The 16,633-nt window shown below is 58.0% G+C and carries 18 protein-coding genes; 11 read left to right on the top strand and 7 right to left on the bottom strand.

From position 1 onward, the window contains the following. Positions 1–52: 52 nt before the first annotated feature. Both FOM92_RS08560 and FOM92_RS08555 read right to left on the bottom strand, forming a co-directional pair. On the bottom strand, positions 53–1,105 hold the full coding sequence (locus FOM92_RS08560; protein ID WP_342778176.1) for a substrate-binding domain-containing protein: 1,053 nt from the start codon (positions 1,103–1,105) through the stop codon (positions 53–55). A gap of 97 nt (positions 1,106–1,202) precedes the next feature. Further along, positions 1,203–2,447 (bottom strand): ATP-binding protein, encoded by a 1,245-nt coding sequence (locus FOM92_RS08555; protein ID WP_143776458.1) that lies wholly within the window; start codon positions 2,445–2,447, stop codon positions 1,203–1,205. A 150-nt stretch (positions 2,448–2,597) separates the two neighbouring features. On the opposite strand from FOM92_RS08555, the gene FOM92_RS08550 reads away from it, so the two are divergent. The 4 genes from FOM92_RS08550 (at position 2,598) to FOM92_RS08535 (ending at position 5,202) form a co-directional block, all read left to right on the top strand. Continuing rightward, positions 2,598–2,999 carry a hypothetical protein gene (locus tag FOM92_RS08550; protein WP_143776457.1) on the top strand — a complete coding sequence of 134 codons (402 nt, stop codon included), beginning with the start codon at positions 2,598–2,600 and terminating at the stop codon, positions 2,997–2,999. 100 nt (positions 3,000–3,099) lie between these two features. After that, positions 3,100–3,345 carry an HPr-rel-A system PqqD family peptide chaperone gene (locus FOM92_RS08545; protein ID WP_170226832.1) on the top strand — a complete coding sequence of 82 codons (246 nt, stop codon included), beginning with the start codon at positions 3,100–3,102 and terminating at the stop codon, positions 3,343–3,345. Next, positions 3,302–4,192 carry an HprK-related kinase A gene (locus FOM92_RS08540; protein ID WP_246087230.1) on the top strand — a complete coding sequence of 297 codons (891 nt, stop codon included), beginning with the start codon at positions 3,302–3,304 and terminating at the stop codon, positions 4,190–4,192. Before FOM92_RS08545 ends, FOM92_RS08540 begins: the two co-directional genes overlap by 44 nt. Further along, positions 4,189–5,202 (top strand): nucleotidyltransferase domain-containing protein, encoded by a 1,014-nt coding sequence (locus tag FOM92_RS08535; protein WP_143776454.1) that lies wholly within the window; start codon positions 4,189–4,191, stop codon positions 5,200–5,202. Before FOM92_RS08540 ends, FOM92_RS08535 begins: the two co-directional genes overlap by 4 nt. On the opposite strand, the gene FOM92_RS08530 is transcribed toward FOM92_RS08535, so the two are convergent. Beyond that, positions 5,194–5,877, bottom strand: coding sequence for an HAD hydrolase-like protein (locus FOM92_RS08530; RefSeq protein ID WP_143776453.1), 684 nt, complete (start codon positions 5,875–5,877; stop codon positions 5,194–5,196). The two genes, FOM92_RS08535 and FOM92_RS08530, sit on opposite strands and share 9 nt — an antisense overlap. Positions 5,878–5,938: 61 nt before the next feature. Between FOM92_RS08530 and glmU the strand changes: the two genes are divergently transcribed. From glmU to glmS, 6 genes are all read left to right on the top strand, one after another. Further along, entirely contained in the window at positions 5,939–7,285 is a 1,347-nt protein-coding gene (gene glmU / locus FOM92_RS08525; protein ID WP_143776452.1) for a bifunctional UDP-N-acetylglucosamine diphosphorylase/glucosamine-1-phosphate N-acetyltransferase GlmU, read from the top strand. Continuing rightward, positions 7,282–7,761 carry a DUF3224 domain-containing protein gene (locus FOM92_RS08520; RefSeq protein ID WP_211347382.1) on the top strand — a complete coding sequence of 160 codons (480 nt, stop codon included), beginning with the start codon at positions 7,282–7,284 and terminating at the stop codon, positions 7,759–7,761. Before glmU ends, FOM92_RS08520 begins: the two co-directional genes overlap by 4 nt. 102 nt (positions 7,762–7,863) lie before the next feature. Beyond that, entirely contained in the window at positions 7,864–8,268 is a 405-nt protein-coding gene (locus FOM92_RS08515; protein WP_211347381.1) for a VOC family protein, read from the top strand. Positions 8,269–8,306: 38 nt separating this feature from the next. Next, the gene (locus FOM92_RS08510; protein ID WP_143776451.1) at positions 8,307–8,669 is read left to right on the top strand and encodes a ribbon-helix-helix protein, CopG family; all 363 of its coding nucleotides are present in this window, start codon (positions 8,307–8,309) and stop codon (positions 8,667–8,669) included. Continuing rightward, positions 8,666–9,046, top strand: a complete 381-nt coding sequence (locus FOM92_RS08505) for a PIN domain-containing protein (protein ID WP_143776450.1) — start codon at positions 8,666–8,668, stop codon at positions 9,044–9,046. The genes FOM92_RS08510 and FOM92_RS08505 overlap by 4 nt, the downstream gene beginning before the upstream one ends. A 16-nt stretch (positions 9,047–9,062) precedes the next feature. Next, positions 9,063–10,886, top strand: coding sequence for a glutamine--fructose-6-phosphate transaminase (isomerizing) (gene glmS / locus FOM92_RS08500; protein WP_143776449.1), 1,824 nt, complete (start codon positions 9,063–9,065; stop codon positions 10,884–10,886). Positions 10,887–10,998: 112 nt separating this feature from the next. Here the strand turns inward: glmS and paoC are convergent, their stop codons facing one another. Genes paoC through paoA form a run of 3 tightly spaced genes read right to left on the bottom strand, consistent with a single transcriptional unit; the run spans position 10,999 to position 14,788 of the window. Then, entirely contained in the window at positions 10,999–13,200 is a 2,202-nt protein-coding gene (gene paoC, locus FOM92_RS08495; RefSeq protein WP_143776448.1) for an aldehyde oxidoreductase molybdenum-binding subunit PaoC, read from the bottom strand. 5 nt (positions 13,201–13,205) lie between these two features. Further along, positions 13,206–14,156, bottom strand: a complete 951-nt coding sequence (locus FOM92_RS08490; protein WP_143776447.1) for an FAD binding domain-containing protein — start codon at positions 14,154–14,156, stop codon at positions 13,206–13,208. After that, positions 14,153–14,788 carry an aldehyde dehydrogenase iron-sulfur subunit PaoA gene (gene paoA, locus FOM92_RS08485; RefSeq protein WP_143776446.1) on the bottom strand — a complete coding sequence of 212 codons (636 nt, stop codon included), beginning with the start codon at positions 14,786–14,788 and terminating at the stop codon, positions 14,153–14,155. Before paoA ends, FOM92_RS08490 begins: the two co-directional genes overlap by 4 nt. A 213-nt stretch (positions 14,789–15,001) precedes the next feature. Here paoA and FOM92_RS08480 point away from each other — a divergent pair, with 213 nt between their 5' ends. Further along, positions 15,002–15,466: a DNA-deoxyinosine glycosylase gene (locus FOM92_RS08480; RefSeq protein ID WP_246087229.1), complete on the top strand. Its 465-nt coding sequence runs from the start codon at positions 15,002–15,004 to the stop codon at positions 15,464–15,466. On the opposite strand, the gene FOM92_RS08475 is transcribed toward FOM92_RS08480, so the two are convergent. Continuing rightward, positions 15,467–16,591, bottom strand: a complete 1,125-nt coding sequence (locus tag FOM92_RS08475; RefSeq protein ID WP_143776444.1) for a DNA topoisomerase IB — start codon at positions 16,589–16,591, stop codon at positions 15,467–15,469. Positions 16,592–16,633: the final 42 nt, after the last annotated feature.

Raw genomic sequence — 16,633 nt, 5'->3', positions numbered from 1 at the left:
GGATCAAATAGAGATTCGATCCATGCCCATAGACGCGAGGAATGTTGCAGATTTATTTCAAATCTGCGCCGTCCATGGCATTTAGGCCGTTGGCAGCGTCCATAGCCTTTTTATAGTCGGCATCGGTGGACGCAATCATGCCCAATTTCGTGAGATATCCGCCAACGGCACCACCTTTCAGAAATTCGAGGACAAATTCCTTGATGCCCGGAATTTTATCGATGTGTGCCTTTTTCACATAGATGTACATCTTGCGTGCGCCGGGATAGGTGCCGTCCGAGATGGTGGCGATGGTGGGGTTGACGCCGTCCATCGTGATGCCATGCACCTTGGACGCATTTTCTTCCATATAGCTGTAGCCGAAGATGCCGACCATATTGGGGTTGGCGTCCAGCTTCTGCACGATCAGGTTATCATTTTCGCCCTGCTCCTTGAATGCGCCATCGGTGCGGATTTCGGTGCAGATCGCTTTGAACTTGTCTTCGTCGGTGTCCTTCAATGCCTTGGTGGCAGCGTCGGTCTTGCAGCCTGCTTCCATGATCAGTTCATGAAAGGAATCGCGCGTGCCCGATGTTGTGGGCGGGCCGAAAACCGAAATAGGCAGCTTGGGAAGCGACGGGTTTACGTCCGACCACAGCTTTGCGGTCTGCGGCTTGCCAAACGGATTGGCCGCCAGTGCCTTGTAAACGTCGGCGGTCGACAGGGCGAACTTCGTGCCCTTGTTCGATTGTGCAAGCGCAAGGCCGTCAATGCCGACCTGGATTTCGATGATGTCCTTCACGCCATTTTTCTGGCAGTTTTCAAACTCGCTCTTTTTGATGCGGCGCGACGCGTTGGTGATGTCGGGCGTTTCCGCGCCGACGCCTTTGCAGAACTGTTCCATGCCACCGCCGGTGCCGGTCGATTCGAGAACCGGCGACTTGCGCGAGCTGTCGGCCTTGGCAAATGCTTCAGCAGCAGCCTTGGCAAAAGGGAAAACGGTCGACGAACCGACAATACGGATTTCCTGGCGCGATCCGCCCGCTGCACCGCCGGTGCTGGCTTGGTCATTACATGCCGCAAGCGCGAGCGCGCTGATGGCGATAAGCGAGATTTTCTTCATCATTTACCTGTTTCCCTCGATTGGAACTATCATGGCGAACCCATGCCCGGTGGCGCAAATAGCTTCAGTAGATGGCCGATAAATGACTCTTGTGTGACACTTATATGACAGTGTCTGGGGCGATCGGTAACAATACCGACACGCTGGTCCCTGTTCCGACAGTGCTGCGGATTTCCAGATGTCCGCGGTGGCGGTCGACAATATGTTTTACCAGACTTAATCCGAGACCAGTTCCCCCGACCGAGCGGCTGCGGCCCGAATCGACGCGGTAGAAACGCTCTGTCAGGCGCGGCAAATGTTCGGGCGCGATTCCGTCCCCCTGATCGACCACGGCAAAGGTAAGCATCGCGCCCGACCGCGATTGCGCCAAGGTGACGGTAATCGGGGTGGCGGGACGGCCATATTTCATGGCGTTAGTTATGATATTGCTGGCAAGCTGCCGCAACTGCCCCGCATCACCCATGACGGGCGAGTTATCGATCGTGATATCGAGAACAATGTCGCTCCCGCGCTCTTTCTGGCTGGCGCGCAGATGATCGACGGTTTCCATGACAATCTGCGCAAAGTCGACCGGCGTTTGCGGCGGGTCATATTTTTCCGCTTCGATACGCGACAGCGACATGAGGTCACGGACCAGCGCCTGCATCCGGTCGGTTTCCTTTGCCATGATCCCCAAAAAGCGCCCCCTTGTTTCGGGATCGTCGGCAGCGGCAGGATCATCCAGCGTCTCGATAAAGCCTTTGACGGCGGCAAGCGGGGTCAGCAGTTCATGGCTGGCATTGGCGACAAAATCGACGCGCATCTGTTCTGCGGCCTGCGCGCCGCTGCGGTCGGCGAGGTGCACCATTTTCTGCCCCGGCCCGATTGACTGGATGCGCATATCCCACATCTGGCTTTGCTGGCCGATGCCGGTCAGGCGAATCGGATGCCCGGTATGCTGCGCATCGGGATCGGTCAGGCGCTCGATCGCACCGGCATGCCGAAAGGCGATGCGCACATTCTGCCCGACAATATTGACGCCCAGCAATTGCCGCGCAAACTGGTTGGCGGCAGTGACCCGGGAATTTTCCACGATCAGGATCGCGTCGTTCGACGCGTCGATAAAAGACTGCAACTGGGGATGGCTGGTGATAGCGCCCGGATCGATAAAGGACTGCGCAGGTGTGAGCACCGGAGCTTCATTATCCGGATCATGCGGATCGGCGGCAACGAACAGCGCAATCAGCATGGAAATCAGCGTCACCAATATGCGCTCAACCTCGCCGTGCAATTGCCCTGCGATCACGGCACCGATGACGGCAAGCGCAACGGCGAAAAGAACCCGGGGTGATAACCAGCTATTCACACTATCCCCATTCAAACACCTGTTCCCGTTCCCGCTTCGCGCTAAACCATCTATTAGCTTTTGCCGCGGATAATGTCCCACATATAGACGCTGTCCTGTCGTGCAAGCGTGGCGACTGGAATTGCGGACATAATATGCTAGGCCAAAAATATGGAAGATGACGCAAAAAGCCCCAATCCGTTGAACAGCCCAACGAGCCGTCGTCGCGCGCTGATGCTTGGTGCGGCTACTGCATCGGCCATTGTATCGGTGCGGCCTGCACTGGCACAGTCCGCGGCATCGGTCATGAACTGCGAAATTCCGGTTCCCGGCCCGCACGGAACCGGCATGAATATCGACAGCTATGGCAAGCTTGTTCCACGCGATACACCGGGTTCGTTCCCGGCAACCGGTCAGAAATTCACCGGCGATCAGGTAAAGGCCGCCCTGCGTGGCCGCAGTCTGCCCGGCACCAGCTATGAACAGAGCCAGGCCTATGTAAATTATATCCGCCGTCTGCAAAGCGGACAGAGCGGGTTCACCTGCTACGCCAGCCTGCAAATGTCGCGCTAGGTTCTGACCCTAAACATTGAATTTTAACGCTGGGGCTTTACCCAATGCGCCCATGACGGCGTCACAAAGCCAAAAATACAGAGCGGAACCGGCGGACCAGATGTTGGTTACGCCGCTGGATTCGCTGACTTTGGTATATCAGCGCCGGTCGGGCATCACCCATTTCGTGGCGGAGCCGGCCCCTGAAATACTGGCCGCAATGGGTTCGGACATCCTGACCGCCGACGAGGTGGCGCAGCGTTTGGCGGCGGAATTCGATTTTGACGGCACGCAGGCTTTGGACATCATTGCCGCACGGCTGAATGAACTGGCCGACCTCGGACTTGTCGAGCGATGCCATGCATGAATTCAGGGTTCAGGTAGGGCCAGCCGCTTTTCGGATCGGCTCGCAATGGAAACGTCCGTTGGACCAGTTGGCGGAATTGTACCGGGATTATCCGGTGCCCGCGATACCCGATTATACCGTGCGGCTGGAACCGGTTAGTCTGCTGCGCCGCTTTGTCCGGCAATCGGTCGCGATCAACGGCGATTATATGCTGCCCGACGCGGCGCCGTTGCCATTGGCGCAAGGGCTGCTTGCCGCGGAAATGGCCATGAACCTGCAAATGGCGCTCGGCTGGCGGCGGCATTTGTTGCTGCATGCCAGTGCCGTTGAAAAAGATGGCAAGGCCCTGATCATGACAGGCCAGTCGGGATCGGGCAAATCGACTTTGGCCGCCATGCTGGGGCATCGTGGCTGGCGCTTCATGGGTGATGAATTTGTTCTGGTTGACCTGGATAGCGGCGATGCGGTGCCCTTTCCCCGGCTTATCAGCCTCAAAAACCAGGCTATTGGTGCCATGCTGGCCACCGCGCTTGACGGCCGATTTGGTCCCTTGATGCCCGCCACGCCGAAGGGCGATATCCGCCATCTGGTTCCGCCATCGGATGCAATCGCGCACATGGCACGTCCGGCAAAGCCTGCGCTATTGCTGTTTCCGAGTTTCGGTTTCGACCCTGCCGTGCGCGATGTGGCACCAAGCGAGGTGTTCATGCGGCTGACGCAGGCATCTACAAATTATGTCGCTTTGGGCGAACGGGGTTTCACCACGCTGACGCGTTTTGTCCAGACGGTGCCCGCCCGCGCCATTGACTATCGCGACGGGATTGAGGCCGAAGCATTGGTGAACCAGCTTTGGGCGGAATGCGCATGACCCATGACGGCATGATCCTGGTCGATGCACTGCGCGACCCGTCAGGGACAGCCCGTCTGGATCCGGCGGGATGGACGGCGCTGCTCACCATAGCGCGGGTCGAACAATTGTTAGGGACGCTGGCACGCAGATTGTCGGGCCTGCCCGTGCCCGACGCTGTATCCGACATATTGGCAGAGGCCCGCGTCAATGCCGAATATCAACGCCGCTCCGCCCTGTGGGAGGCGGATTGTGCGCGGCGGGCTTTGGTGGATTATTCCGGCAAGGTCGTGCTGATGAAGGGAACGGCCTATGTCGCCGCGGGCCTGAAGGCGGGCGAGGGACGGCATATCGGTGATCTCGACATCATGGTTGCGCAGTGCGATTTGCCCCAGGTCGAGACGGCATTGCTAAAGGCCGGATGGGAATGGGTCAAAGACGACGCTTATGATGATGCCTATTATCGCGACCATATGCATGAGTTGCCCCCGCTGATCCATAAAGAGCGGGATCGCATGATTGACGTGCACCATACGATCCTGCCCCTGACCGCGCGACCCCGTCCGGATGCGGCCGCCATGCTGGCCGATGCGGCTTGCCTCGCGAATGGCCTTTATGTTTTGAGCCCGGCGGACATGCTGATCCACAGTGCCGCGCATCTTTTTGCCGATGGCGAACTGGACGGTGGCTTGCGGAATTTGTGGGATATTCATTGCCTGATCGACGAATGGGCGGACGACGTATTTTGGGCTGAACTTGCAAGACGTGCTGCCCAGCACCAGTTGCTGGCGCCGGTCGAGCGCGCTGTGCGTCTTTCCCACCGGCTCTACGGGACGGAGATTCCGGATCCGTGGCGGCGCTGGCACCGGCAGGACAAGCATTATGTCCGCCGCCTCATCGCACGCGACAATTGGGGGCGGGGCACCCATAAATTTACGCGTCTGATATTCTATATCCGGTCGCACTGGCTGCGCATGCCGCCGATGATGCTTGCCCGGCATTTGTGGGTGAAGTGGCGCAAGTCAGCCTAGATTGCGCAATGTGGGGAGCAGCTCGTCAAAATGGTCGATGACCGCATCTGCACCCATTTCCTCGACGGGGCCGTGTAGAAAGCCGAAGCTGACGGCGATGCTGGGCACATTGGCATTTTTCGCCGCCATGACGTCATAAATGGAATCGCCAATATAGGCCGCCCTGCCGCCGCTGCCTAAGGCCTGGCCGCGTTTCACCATTTCGAAAATGGGCGCACCCGAAGGCTTGGCATTTTCCTTGCCCAGCGTGTCGGCACCCAAAATGCAAACCATGCGATGGGCAAGGCCTAGGTCGGTGAGTAGCTTGACCGCGAGGCTTTCAAACTTGTTGGTGACGACCGCATAGCGCACGCCCACGGCGTCGAGTTGGTCCAGCACGTCCAGCGCGCCATCGAAGGGGCGGCTATGGACCGAGACATTGGCTTCATAATAGCCGAGCATCTGGCGGTAGAGTGGACGGAAATCATCACCCGGTATGCCGCCTGTTGCCTCCAGCCCCTGTTGCAGCATCAGCTTCGCACCGCCGCCAATATGTTGCTTCACGGTTTCGGTCGACAGCAAGGGCCGGCCCACCGTTTCCAGAACATGGTTCACCGCGGCGGTCAGGTCTCCGCTGGTGTCGACAAGTGTGCCGTCGAGGTCGAATCCGATAATGTCGAAAGGAATTTGAGTCATATCGACAGCAATTGGCGGCAAGTTCTGGAAACCGCAACAATTTGCTGGCATGAGGCGGCGCATGACACAGATCGCCGCAATCATTCTCGCCGCGGGCAAGGGCACCCGCATGAAATCCGACCTGCACAAGGTGCTGCACCCGATCGCGGGCCGCCCCATGCTGATGCATCTCATGGATGCGGTCGATGCGTTAAATCCCGCCAAAAAGGTCGTTGTCGTCGGCAGCGGCAAGGAACAGCTGGAGGCTGCGTTGGCCGGGTCTGCAGAACTTGCCGTGCAGGAGCCGCAACATGGCACCGGCCATGCGGTCCAGCAGGCCGAAGCAGCATTGGCGGGTTTTGATGGCGATGTCCTGATTCTCTATGGCGATGTGCCATTTGTCCCCACCTCGACGATGCAGATGATGATCGACCGGTTGAATGCCGACGACAATCCCGCAGTTGTGGTGCTCGGCTTCGAGCCCGAGGATACACAAGCCTATGGCCGGATCGTCACACAGAACGACCGGATCGAATGGATGGTCGAGCATAAGGACGCGACCGAAGCGCAGCGCGCGACAAAGCTGTGCAACAGTGGCCTGATGGCGGTGAAGGCAAAGGACCTGTTTCCGTTGCTGGCGCGGGTTACCAACGACAATGCGGCTGGCGAATATTATCTGGTCGATATCGTCAACATCGCGACACAGGACGGGCGGCACTGTTATGTAGTCAAAACCGACCCCTATGACGTGACGGGCATCAACAGCCGGGGCGAACTGGCCGCGATGGAGGGCGAGTGGCAGGCGCGGCGGCGGGTGCAGGCAATGGTGGATGGCGCGACGCTGATTGCGCCTGAGACCGTCTGGTTTTCCTGGGATACCAAACTCGGTCGCGATGTGCTTATCGAACCCAATGTCTTTTTCGGACCCGGCGTGACCGTCGCCGACAATGTGAAAATCCGCGCTAATTGCCATATCGAAGGGGCGACCATCGGTTCGGGATGCGAAGTCGGCCCCTTTGCCCGTTTGCGCCCCGGCACGGTGCTCGAAGAAAAAGCCAAGATCGGTAACTTCGTCGAAACGAAAAAGGCCCATCTGGGCAAAGGCGCGAAAGCCAACCATCTCACCTATCTGGGCGATGCGACCATCGGCGCAGGCGCGAATATCGGGGCAGGGACCATTACCTGCAACTATGACGGCTATTTCAAATATCAGACAGTGATCGGCGAAGGGGCCTTCATTGGCAGCAACAGCGCGCTGATCGCTCCGGTAAAAATTGGTCGTGACGCCATTGTGGCCGCGGGTAGCGCCGTCAGCCGGGATGTTGCCGATGGCGACCTGCGCATGGTGCGTGCCGAACAGTTGGTGAAACCCGGCTGGGCTGACCGGTTCCATGACACGATGCGGAAAAAGAAGGCGGAAAAGAAGTGAAGACTTTGCACGGGACATTTCTGGCCCTCGCATTGCTATCGGCCCCTGCCGCCGGGACCGCCCCCACGGATCGAAAGGAACAGCAGATGGTGCAACGCCAGGCAAAAGGTGCATTCGACGTCAAAATGGCACCGCAAGCCGATAACATCGCCGATGTCGGCCGGATGACGCTCGACAAGACGTTTCATGGCGATCTGGAGGCGACCAGCATCGGCCAGATGGTTGCCGTGCGTACGCCCACAGACGGGTCTGCAGGCTATGTGGCAATGGAACGCGTCACCGGGACATTGGACGGCAGGAACGGCAGCTTTGCCCTGCAGCATTTTGGCACCATGAATCGGGGGAAGCAGCATCTGCGGATCGAAATAGTGCCCGATTCCGGGACCGGGGAACTGACCGGGATTAGCGGCACGATGGACATCATCATCGAACAGGGCGCGCATTTCTACGTGCTGGATTATGCATTGCCGGGGTGAATGACCAAAATCCGCGTGCCGCACTTTCCGGTATAGAAAAGAAGAAAGCGCGTTTAGTTTTTCTTTCTTTAAAAGCCGAACCGGGCATCCAAAATAGCTGTCATGGAAAACATCGATCCTTTGCCCACTCTGCCGCTCGACCATTTGACGATTCTATGGACGAACGAGGACAGCAGCCGCACCTTTTATCGCCACCTCCTCCCAAGACTGGGTTTCAGAGAGAAGCGACAGGATATCTGGCACGATGCCCGGGGCCTGTTTTTCCAGTTCCGGCCAGCGCAAGATGGTACGCGCCCCTATGAACGCTATGGTGCCGGTCTGAACCATCTGGGGTTTCAGGCACCGTCGCGGGAATTTGTGGAAGATTTGCACCGGCATATGACCGATGCAGGATTTGAAGCGCGTTTGCAGAAGCTGGGCGGGACTCTTGCCCTGTTCATGCCGGACCCGGACGGGCTGCGTGTCGAAGTTTCGCATTATCCCGAAGGATCCGATCCGGTCGACTAGCGGCTTGACATGATATCATGATATGATATCAGTATATCATGACTCGCATCCTCGCCGATTTACCTGACGAAGATATCAAATGGCTCGACCAAATTGCGGCCGAGCAGGGCAAGTCGCGTGCGGCCGTTTTGCGGGAGGCGGTCGAGGCTTATCGCGCTGAAACGCCGAAGGATTGGCTGGAGGCCGGATTTGGCCTGTGGGCGCGGCATGGCATTGAGATCGACCTGCACGAATATGACCGCAAGAGGCGCGCCGAATGGACCCGTCCATGGGACGACGATTATGAGGAACTGCGCGCAGAATCGCCCGATATGTTTGACGAATATGATGACAGGGAACGGGCGCATTATCTGGCGCTGACGAAAAAGGCTGCGGCGAAGCATAAAAAGAATGCAGTATGAGCGGCTATAGCTTGGACGCCAACATACTGATCGACGCGCTGCTGGAACATGATCCGGCGCATCGTGAAATGACACGTATCGCAGCGAGCGGTTCGCGCATGTGGGTCAGCCGCGTGGCATGGATCGAAGTCCTGTCCAAAGGCAATGACACGATCGTACGTGATGCGCTTCAGTTTCTCGGTCGCTTCGGCCTTGATGAAATCGACGATGAAATTTCTCACCGGGCAGCCGCGTTGCGTCGTGAACGGCCAAGATTGAAGTCGCCAGATGCGATCATTCTGGCTACGGCCCAGATACGCGGTCGGGTTTTGATTACACGAAATATCAAGGATTTCCCTGCAGAAATGCCGGGTATCCGTATCCCCTACACAATCTAACGAAAGCAAAAAGTTCATGTGTGGAATTATTGGAATTGTCGGCAAATCTTCTGTCTCGGACCGGCTGGTCGACGGATTGAAGAGGATGGAATATCGCGGATATGACTCCGCCGGCGTCTGCACTGTGCACGACGGCCAGCTGGTCCGCCGCCGTGCCGAAGGGAAACTGGCCAATCTGGTGCAGGTCCTGAAATCCGATGATGCCCCCGGCAATATCGGCATTGCCCATACCCGCTGGGCCACACATGGTGCGCCGACCACCAGCAATGCTCACCCGCATGCAACACAGGAAGTGGCGCTGGTGCACAATGGCATCATCGAAAACTTCAAGCAGTTGCGCGATGAGCTGACCGCGCGTGGCCGCACCTTTGAAAGCGAGACCGATACCGAGGTTGTCGCGCATCTCGTGTCCGAACAGGTCGAAGCAGGCCTGGCGCCTGCCGATGCCGTAAAGGCCGTGCTGCCCCGCTTGCGCGGTGCCTTCGCGCTGGCCATCGCCTTCCGCCAGTTTCCGGATTTCCTGATCGGCGCCCGCCTCGGCAGCCCGCTTGTCGTCGGCTATGGCGACGGCGAAACCTATCTCGGCTCCGACGCGCTGGCGCTTGCCCCGCTGACCCAGAAAATTGCCTATCTGGAAGAGGGCGACTGGGTCATCGTGACACGTGAAGGCGCGCAGATCTACGACAAGGACAACAACCCTGTCACCCGCGAGGTAACGACATCGGGCGTATCGGCCGCCGCCATCGAAAAGGGCAATTACCGCCATTATATGCAGAAGGAGATTTTTGAGCAGCCCACCGTCGTTGCCCAGACCCTTTCCAGCTATATCCGTCCGCTCGAACAAACCGTAGCCCTGCCGCAAATGGATTTTGATCTGGCCGGCGTAAAGCGCATCACCATCGTTGCCTGCGGTACCAGCTATTATGCGGGGATGGTCGCCAAATATTGGTTCGAAACCTTCGCCCGTGTTCCTGTCGACATCGATGTCGCATCGGAATTCCGCTATCGCGATCCGGTACTGGAAGAAGGGGGCCTCGCCCTGTTCATATCCCAATCGGGGGAGACAGCCGATACGCTCGCGGCGTTGCGCCATTGCAAGGAACAGGGGCAGACCATTGCCGTAGTCGTCAATGTGCCGACATCCAGCATGGCGCGCGAAGCCGACCTGCTGTTACCCACCCATGCCGGGCCGGAGATAGGCGTCGCGTCGACCAAGGCATTTACCTGCCAGCTTGCGGTTCTGGCTGCTTTGGCGGCTCATCTTGCGCTGGTTAAGGGAAAGCTGTCGGCGGAAGAAGAACGTGACATCGTCCGCCATTTGATCGAGGCACCTGCTGCGTTGAACGCCGCGCTTGCCCATGATGAAGATATCGCGGCAATGGCACATCTGATCGCGCCGGCGCGTGATGTGCTCTATCTCGGCCGGGGTCCGGACTATCCGCTTGCCATGGAAGGCGCGCTGAAGCTCAAGGAAATCAGCTATATCCATGCCGAAGGCTATGCCTCGGGTGAAATGAAGCATGGCCCGATCGCGTTGATTGATGAGGCTGTGCCCGTGATCGTGCTCGCCCCGTCCGGTCCGCTGTTCGAAAAGACCGTCAGCAATATGCAGGAAGTGCGCGCCCGTGGCGGCAAGGTCGTGCTGATCTCGGACGCCGAAGGGATTGAAGAAGCCGGTGAAGGCTGCCTTGCCACCATCGAAATGCCATCGGTCCACCCGCTGATCGCGCCTCTGGTTTATGCAGTCCCCGTGCAGTTGCTGGCTTATCATGTGGCCTGCGCAAAAGGGACCGATGTCGACCAACCAAGGAATTTGGCCAAGTCTGTTACGGTGGAGTAACGTCAGGCCCTTGGATGTTTCCTGATCGACTATCCCCCACCCGCGTTCGGGTGGGGGATGGCCGGTATAATTGCGGTTAGAATAGATAATAGTCTGACCCTGTATCTTCGGGTCAGGTAAGCATCGGCATCCGCTCAAAATATTTGTCCAGCGTGATGGGATATTCCCGCACCCTGACGCCCGTGGCATTGTACATGGCATTGGCAATGGCTGCGCCCACGCCGCATATTCCGAGCTCTCCGACTCCCTTTGCCTTGAGGGGCGAAATAATCGGGTCCAGCGTATCCAGGAAAACGACATCCTGGGCCGGTATGTCCGCGTGGACCGGAACCTCATATCCGGCAAGGTCGTGGTTCACGAAAAAGCCGAAGCGGGTGTCCACGACCAGCTCTTCCATCATGGCTGCACCTGCCGCCATCACCATCGCGCCAATCACCTGGCTTCGGGCGGAAAGCGGATTCAATATGCGCCCTGCGTCGCATACCGCCAGCATGCGCCGGATCCGTGCTTCACCGGTATAGGCGTTTACAGCGACTTCCGCAAAATGGGCGGCGTAGGTGCCGACATCATAGTCGTCCTTGAATTTGCCAAATTCGATCCCGCCGTCCACCGACAGCTTGCCTGCTTCCGCCAGATCAAAGGACTTGCCATTCGCCTTGATCTTGCCACCTGCAAACTCGGCCTTATCGCCATCAAAGCCGAGCGTCTGGCCAATCTTCTGCCGCAGGGTGACGCAGGCGGCATAGACCCCGGCGGTCGAACTGGCCGCACCCCACTGGCCACCGGAACCGGCGGCTGCAGGATGGTCTGAATCACCGAGCGTCACCTTCACCTTTTCCAGCGGCACGCCCAGTGTTTCTGCGGCGGTTTGGGCGATGATCGTATAGCTTCCGGTACCGATGTCGGTCATGTCCGTTTCGACTATGACACCGCCGTTTCCATCCAGTCTGACTCGGGCTGCCGACTTGTTCGCGGGCGCTGCGCGATAACCGGCGGCTACGCCCATGCCGACGAGCCATTGTCCATCACGTACAGAGCCCGGCTTTGCTTTCCGGCGATCCCACCCGAACCGCGTGCTGCCTTCGCGTAAGCAACGAACGAGGTTGCGGTCGGAAAATCGCTTTTCAGGTTTGCCGGGAACGGTCGATTTCGGCTCGTTACGGATGCGCAGTTCGATCGGATCCATGCCAAGCTTTTCAGCCAGTTCGTCCATCGCCACTTCCAGTGCGAGATGACCGACGGCCTCGCCCGGCGCACGCATTGCGTTACCCTCGGGTAAATCGAGGGTCGCAATATAATTGGCTATCAGGCGGTTGGCACCTGCGTAGAGGACAGGAGTCTGGAGCGTTCCGTTTTCACCTTCCTTGCCATTGATGTTTCCCGACCAGTTCTCGTGGGCGAGGGCGGTAATACGGCCATCGCGACCGGCACCGATGCGCAGGCGCTGTATGGTTGCGTGTCGGTGGGTTGTATTGTTCGCCATCAATGGCCGCTGCAACGCGATCTTGACGGGCCGCTTCGCCTGTTTTGCAGCCAGGGCGGCGACGACGGCATCGGCCCGAATAAACAGCTTTCCGCCAAATCCACCGCCAATATAGGGGGAATCGAGGCGGATGTTTTTTGGGTCCATGCCCAAAATCTTGCCCATGCTTTCCTTGCCCCAATTGATCATCTGGTTGGATGTCCAAAGGGTAAGCTTGTCACCATCCCATGCGGCAATGGTGGCATGCGGCTCCATCATCGCATGGCTTTCGTCGGGCGTGGTATAGGTCGCATCGATCTTAACTTCGGCTGCGGCAAATGCGCTGTCAAAATCTCCCACAGTCTGGCGATCGGGCTTGCCTTCTTCGTCTTTCGCAAGAGGGGCTTCTGGTGCTAGTTTCGGAAAATCAAATCTTCCCGCACTACGGTCATAGCTCGTCCGTATTAGCGCCGCGGCCGATCGGGCCTGCTCGAATGTTTCCGCGACCACGCATGCAATCGCCTGATGATAATGGGCAATGTCGCTTCCGCCGAACAACGGGGCGTAGTTGGACATGCCTTTGCCAACAGGCTTTGTTTCGGTCGCAAGGATAACGGCAATGACACCCGGCGCTGCGCGCGCCGCCTCGGCGTCCATTGCCGAAATCCTGCCCTTTGCAATTGCCGACCCGACGATATAGCCATAGGCTTGGTTCGCGACGACATCGTGCCGTTCATAGGCATAGGGTGCCTGTCCGGTGGTCTTGAGAGGCCCGTCAATGCGTGGTGTCGATTTGCCAACGACTTTTGATGCATCAAACAGATTGCGACCTGCAGGAGCGTTAAATTCCATCGTGCCTAGCTCCTTGCTTCTGCGATAACGGCGGCAAGCGCGCGATCGGCCAGTGAAATTTTGAACGCATTTTCCTCTGTCGGACGGGCGCCGGAGAAAATCTGTGCGGTGGCAGCCTTTCGGTCCTTCGATATTGCCTCTTCGGCCGCCTCAACCCGCCATGGTTTGGGCGCGACCCCGCCAAACGCTACACGCGTAGCACCGTTGGGCGCTATGATCCCGGCTGCAGAAACAAGCGCAAATGCGTAAGAGGCGCGGTCCCTTATCTTATAGTAGAAATGCCGGCCTTCGATCGGCTTGGGCAATGTTACATGGGTGATGAGTTCGCCGTGCTCCAACACATTGTCGCGCTCGGGACTGCTGCCGGGCAAACGGTGAAAGTCGGCAATTGCTATGCTGCGTTTCGCACCATCAGGCGTTACCGTTTCTATGGTTGCATCAAGTACCCGAAGGGCAACCGCCATGTCGCCGGGATAGGTTGCGATGCAGGAATCCGAAGTCCCGATCACGCCAAGCTGGCGGGAGAATCCGGCGATTGCAGCGCATCCGGATCCCGGTTTCCGTTTGTTGCACGCCATATTGCTGTCGTAAAAATAAGGGCAGCGCGTTCGCTGCAACAGATTTCCCGCTGTGGTCGCCTTGTTACGAAGCTGACCGGAGGCTCCTGCGACAATCGCGCGGGTCAATACACCATAATCGGTCCGGATTTTCCGGTGCGCGGCGAGGGCAGTGTTGGAAACGAGCGCACCAATGCGGACGCCCCCATCGTCCGTTTCTTCGATCCGATCAAGATCGAGGTCCTGCACATCTACCAGATGCGTAGGCGATTCGATCTCAAGCTTCATCAGGTCGAGAAGGTTCGTGCCGCCGGCCAGAAATTTTGCGCCCGGTTTCCCCGCGACTGTTGCTGCTGCCTGTTCGGGTGTCTGGGCCCGCTCATAGCTAAAGGACCTCATGCGCCGCCTCCTGCAACATCGGCCATTGCCGCAGCGATGTTCGAATAGGCGCCACATCTGCAGATGTTACCGCTCATCCGTTCGCGGAATTCCATATTCGACAGCGGCGGAGGTTCTGACACATCCAGTTGGACATGGCTGGGAATACCTGCCCGTATTTCGTCCAGAACCGCCACGGCGGAGCATATCTGTCCTGGGGTGCAATAGCCGCATTGATAACCGTCATGTTTGATGAATGCCGATTGCATCGCATGAAGCTTGTCCGGGGTGCCGAGCCCCTCGATCGTTGTGACCTTGTCGCCCTGATGCTGGACTGCGAGGCTAAGGCAGGAATTGATGCGCTCGCCATTAACAAGGACGGTGCATGCACCGCACTGGCCATGGTCGCATCCCTTCTTTGTGCCGGTAAGTTTCAGATGCTCCCGCAATGCATCAAGAAGTGTTGTCCGGGTATCAAGTTCCAGCTTTTTAGCTTGTCCGTTTACCTCCAGGCTAACCGGAACACGCATAGGCGGTTTGCCGGGCAGTTGCGCTGGCTTCGCATAGGCAGGGATTGACGTTGCCGCCGCCGAAACAGCACCCGCTGCGATTACAGTTCGCCGCGAGGGGCCGGTTTTAACATTATCCGCCATGCAAAAGGTCTTTCTTTTTTGGATGGAGGGTACGCGCGGTGCGTAGCATCCCGAACAGTAACGCAATTGGGCCCACAAGGTTTCCTGTCCGGATGCAAAGCCTGTAGACGGATCTAAAGGAACAACGGCGCAAGCGTCCTGTTTGGCCTATGCCTTGATTCTCGATGTCCAGAATTTGACCGGTGATATAACGTGAAAGCCTGCCTGCCCCCTGTGTTCTCGCCGACTGCCCGGCTCCTTATTCTCGGCAGTCTTCCGGGCGAGCAGTCACTGGCCCGAAGGCAATATTACGCGCACCCACGCAACCAGTTTTGGGATTTGCTCGACGCAACATTTCACAGCAGCCTGCGATCACTGGACTATGACGCGCGGCTCGTTGCGCTGAAAGCAATGGGTATCGCGCTATGGGATGTCGTGGCCAAGGCCGAGCGCGAAGGCAGTCTCGACGGCAAATTGCGCGCGTCGCAGGCAAATGATCTTCCATCGTTGCTGCGGAACTTGTCCGAACTGCAGGCCGTCGCGTTCAACGGCGGCACTGCGTTCAAAATGGGAATGAAAAATGCATCCGTATTTTCGCATTTGAAGGTGCTGGCACTTCCGTCGAGCAGTCCAGCCTATACCATGCCCTTTGCGGAAAAGCTGCAGAAATGGCATCTTCTGCGGGAATTTGGGAAATGATCAGAGCATTTGCGTTGGCACCGCGCGGGCTTTCAGAAAATGCAGCACGCGCAGTTCGTCCTCGGTCATCATGGCGGTAGCCCGGCGACCTTTTACCCGCGCTTTATTCAGGGCTTCTGTCGTCAATGTGCCATCGAGATAGCCGGCAATGATGTCCGGATGGATATAGCTTTTGCGACATATTGTGGGCGTGTTACCCAGCTGCCCCGCGACCGTTTCAATTGCGGATCGCAGGTTGCGCTGCGTCTCAGTTTTGGTCGCTGCGCTCTCAAGCCCGGCTAATAGGACGGCTGCCGACACCGTGCCTGTCCAGGTACGGAAATCTTTGGCCGTCACGTCTGCGCCGGATATGGCTTTCAGATAGTCATTGATATCGCCCGACGTTATTTCGCGCAGCACGCCGTCGTCATCCGCATATTGGAACAATTGCTGGCCCGGCAGCTCCTGTATGGCCCTGACGATCTTTGCGATCCGTCGATCCCGGACATGCAGGCGCCATTGTTTGCCGCTTTTGCCTTTGAACTGGAAACGCAGCTGGTTGCCGGTAATTTCGACATGCCGGTTTTGAAGGGTGGTCAGGCCGAAGCTTTTATTCTGTCGCGCATAATGCGCATTGCCGACCCTGATCAGCGTTGTTTCCAGCAACTGGACGATTGTCGCCAGAACCTTTTCGCGCGGTAAGCCGCGTAAGGCCAGATGACGGTCCACCTGCGACCGGATGTCCGGCAATACACGGGCGAATTCCAGCATGTGATCGAATTTGGTGCCGTCCCGAATTTCCCGGAAGAGCTCATGGTAGCGATATTGCTTGCGGCCCTTGGCATCGCGGCCGGTGGCCTGGATATGACCATCGGGCTTCGGGCAGATCCACACATCGGTATAGGCGGGCGGAATGGCAAGCTTGCGGATACGTGCCAATGTGTCCCTGCAGGCCAGACGCTGACCGCTAGGGAGGATATAGGTGAAACCTTTCCCGCATCTTTTGCGCCGAAGGCCAGGCTGGTCATCGCTGATGTAACGCAGGCCTGCGAATGCTGCTGCTTCCCGCGGGTTGATCACAACGCCGGTCTGGTCCGAAATTTCCCTGTCTTTGGTCTTATCGTGCAACACGTTGCCGGAACGCATGACTTTGGCGGAAAGTTCCGGATGCGGATTTTATTCCCGCCA

The sequence above is a fragment of the Sphingorhabdus contaminans genome (assembly GCF_007280415.1).
GTDB classification, from domain to species: domain Bacteria; phylum Pseudomonadota; class Alphaproteobacteria; order Sphingomonadales; family Sphingomonadaceae; genus Sphingorhabdus_B; species Sphingorhabdus_B contaminans.
This window is presented reverse-complemented; position numbering and strand designations above follow the sequence as displayed.

What these genes read in the sequence shown, in the direction of transcription:
- FOM92_RS08530 (WP_143776453.1), bottom strand. Translation starts at nt 5,877, where the DNA reads ATGACTCAAATTCCTTTCGACATTATCGGATTCGACCTCGACGGCACA.
- glmS (WP_143776449.1), top strand. Translation starts at nt 9,063, where the DNA reads ATGTGTGGAATTATTGGAATTGTCGGCAAATCTTCTGTCTCGGACCGG.
- paoC (WP_143776448.1), bottom strand. Translation starts at nt 13,200, where the DNA reads ATGGAATTTAACGCTCCTGCAGGTCGCAATCTGTTTGATGCATCAAAA.
- FOM92_RS08490 (WP_143776447.1), bottom strand. Translation starts at nt 14,156, where the DNA reads ATGAGGTCCTTTAGCTATGAGCGGGCCCAGACACCCGAACAGGCAGCA.
- glmU (WP_143776452.1), top strand. Translation starts at nt 5,939, where the DNA reads ATGACACAGATCGCCGCAATCATTCTCGCCGCGGGCAAGGGCACCCGC.
- FOM92_RS08510 (WP_143776451.1), top strand. Translation starts at nt 8,307, where the DNA reads ATGACTCGCATCCTCGCCGATTTACCTGACGAAGATATCAAATGGCTC.
- FOM92_RS08505 (WP_143776450.1), top strand. Translation starts at nt 8,666, where the DNA reads ATGAGCGGCTATAGCTTGGACGCCAACATACTGATCGACGCGCTGCTG.
- FOM92_RS08540 (WP_246087230.1), top strand. Translation starts at nt 3,302, where the DNA reads ATGAACTGGCCGACCTCGGACTTGTCGAGCGATGCCATGCATGAATTC.
- FOM92_RS08545 (WP_170226832.1), top strand. Translation starts at nt 3,100, where the DNA reads ATGTTGGTTACGCCGCTGGATTCGCTGACTTTGGTATATCAGCGCCGG.
- FOM92_RS08535 (WP_143776454.1), top strand. Translation starts at nt 4,189, where the DNA reads ATGACCCATGACGGCATGATCCTGGTCGATGCACTGCGCGACCCGTCA.
- FOM92_RS08560 (WP_342778176.1), bottom strand. Translation starts at nt 1,105, where the DNA reads ATGATGAAGAAAATCTCGCTTATCGCCATCAGCGCGCTCGCGCTTGCG.
- FOM92_RS08550 (WP_143776457.1), top strand. Translation starts at nt 2,598, where the DNA reads ATGGAAGATGACGCAAAAAGCCCCAATCCGTTGAACAGCCCAACGAGC.
- paoA (WP_143776446.1), bottom strand. Translation starts at nt 14,788, where the DNA reads ATGGCGGATAATGTTAAAACCGGCCCCTCGCGGCGAACTGTAATCGCA.
- FOM92_RS08515 (WP_211347381.1), top strand. Translation starts at nt 7,864, where the DNA reads ATGGAAAACATCGATCCTTTGCCCACTCTGCCGCTCGACCATTTGACG.
- FOM92_RS08475 (WP_143776444.1), bottom strand. Translation starts at nt 16,591, where the DNA reads ATGCGTTCCGGCAACGTGTTGCACGATAAGACCAAAGACAGGGAAATT.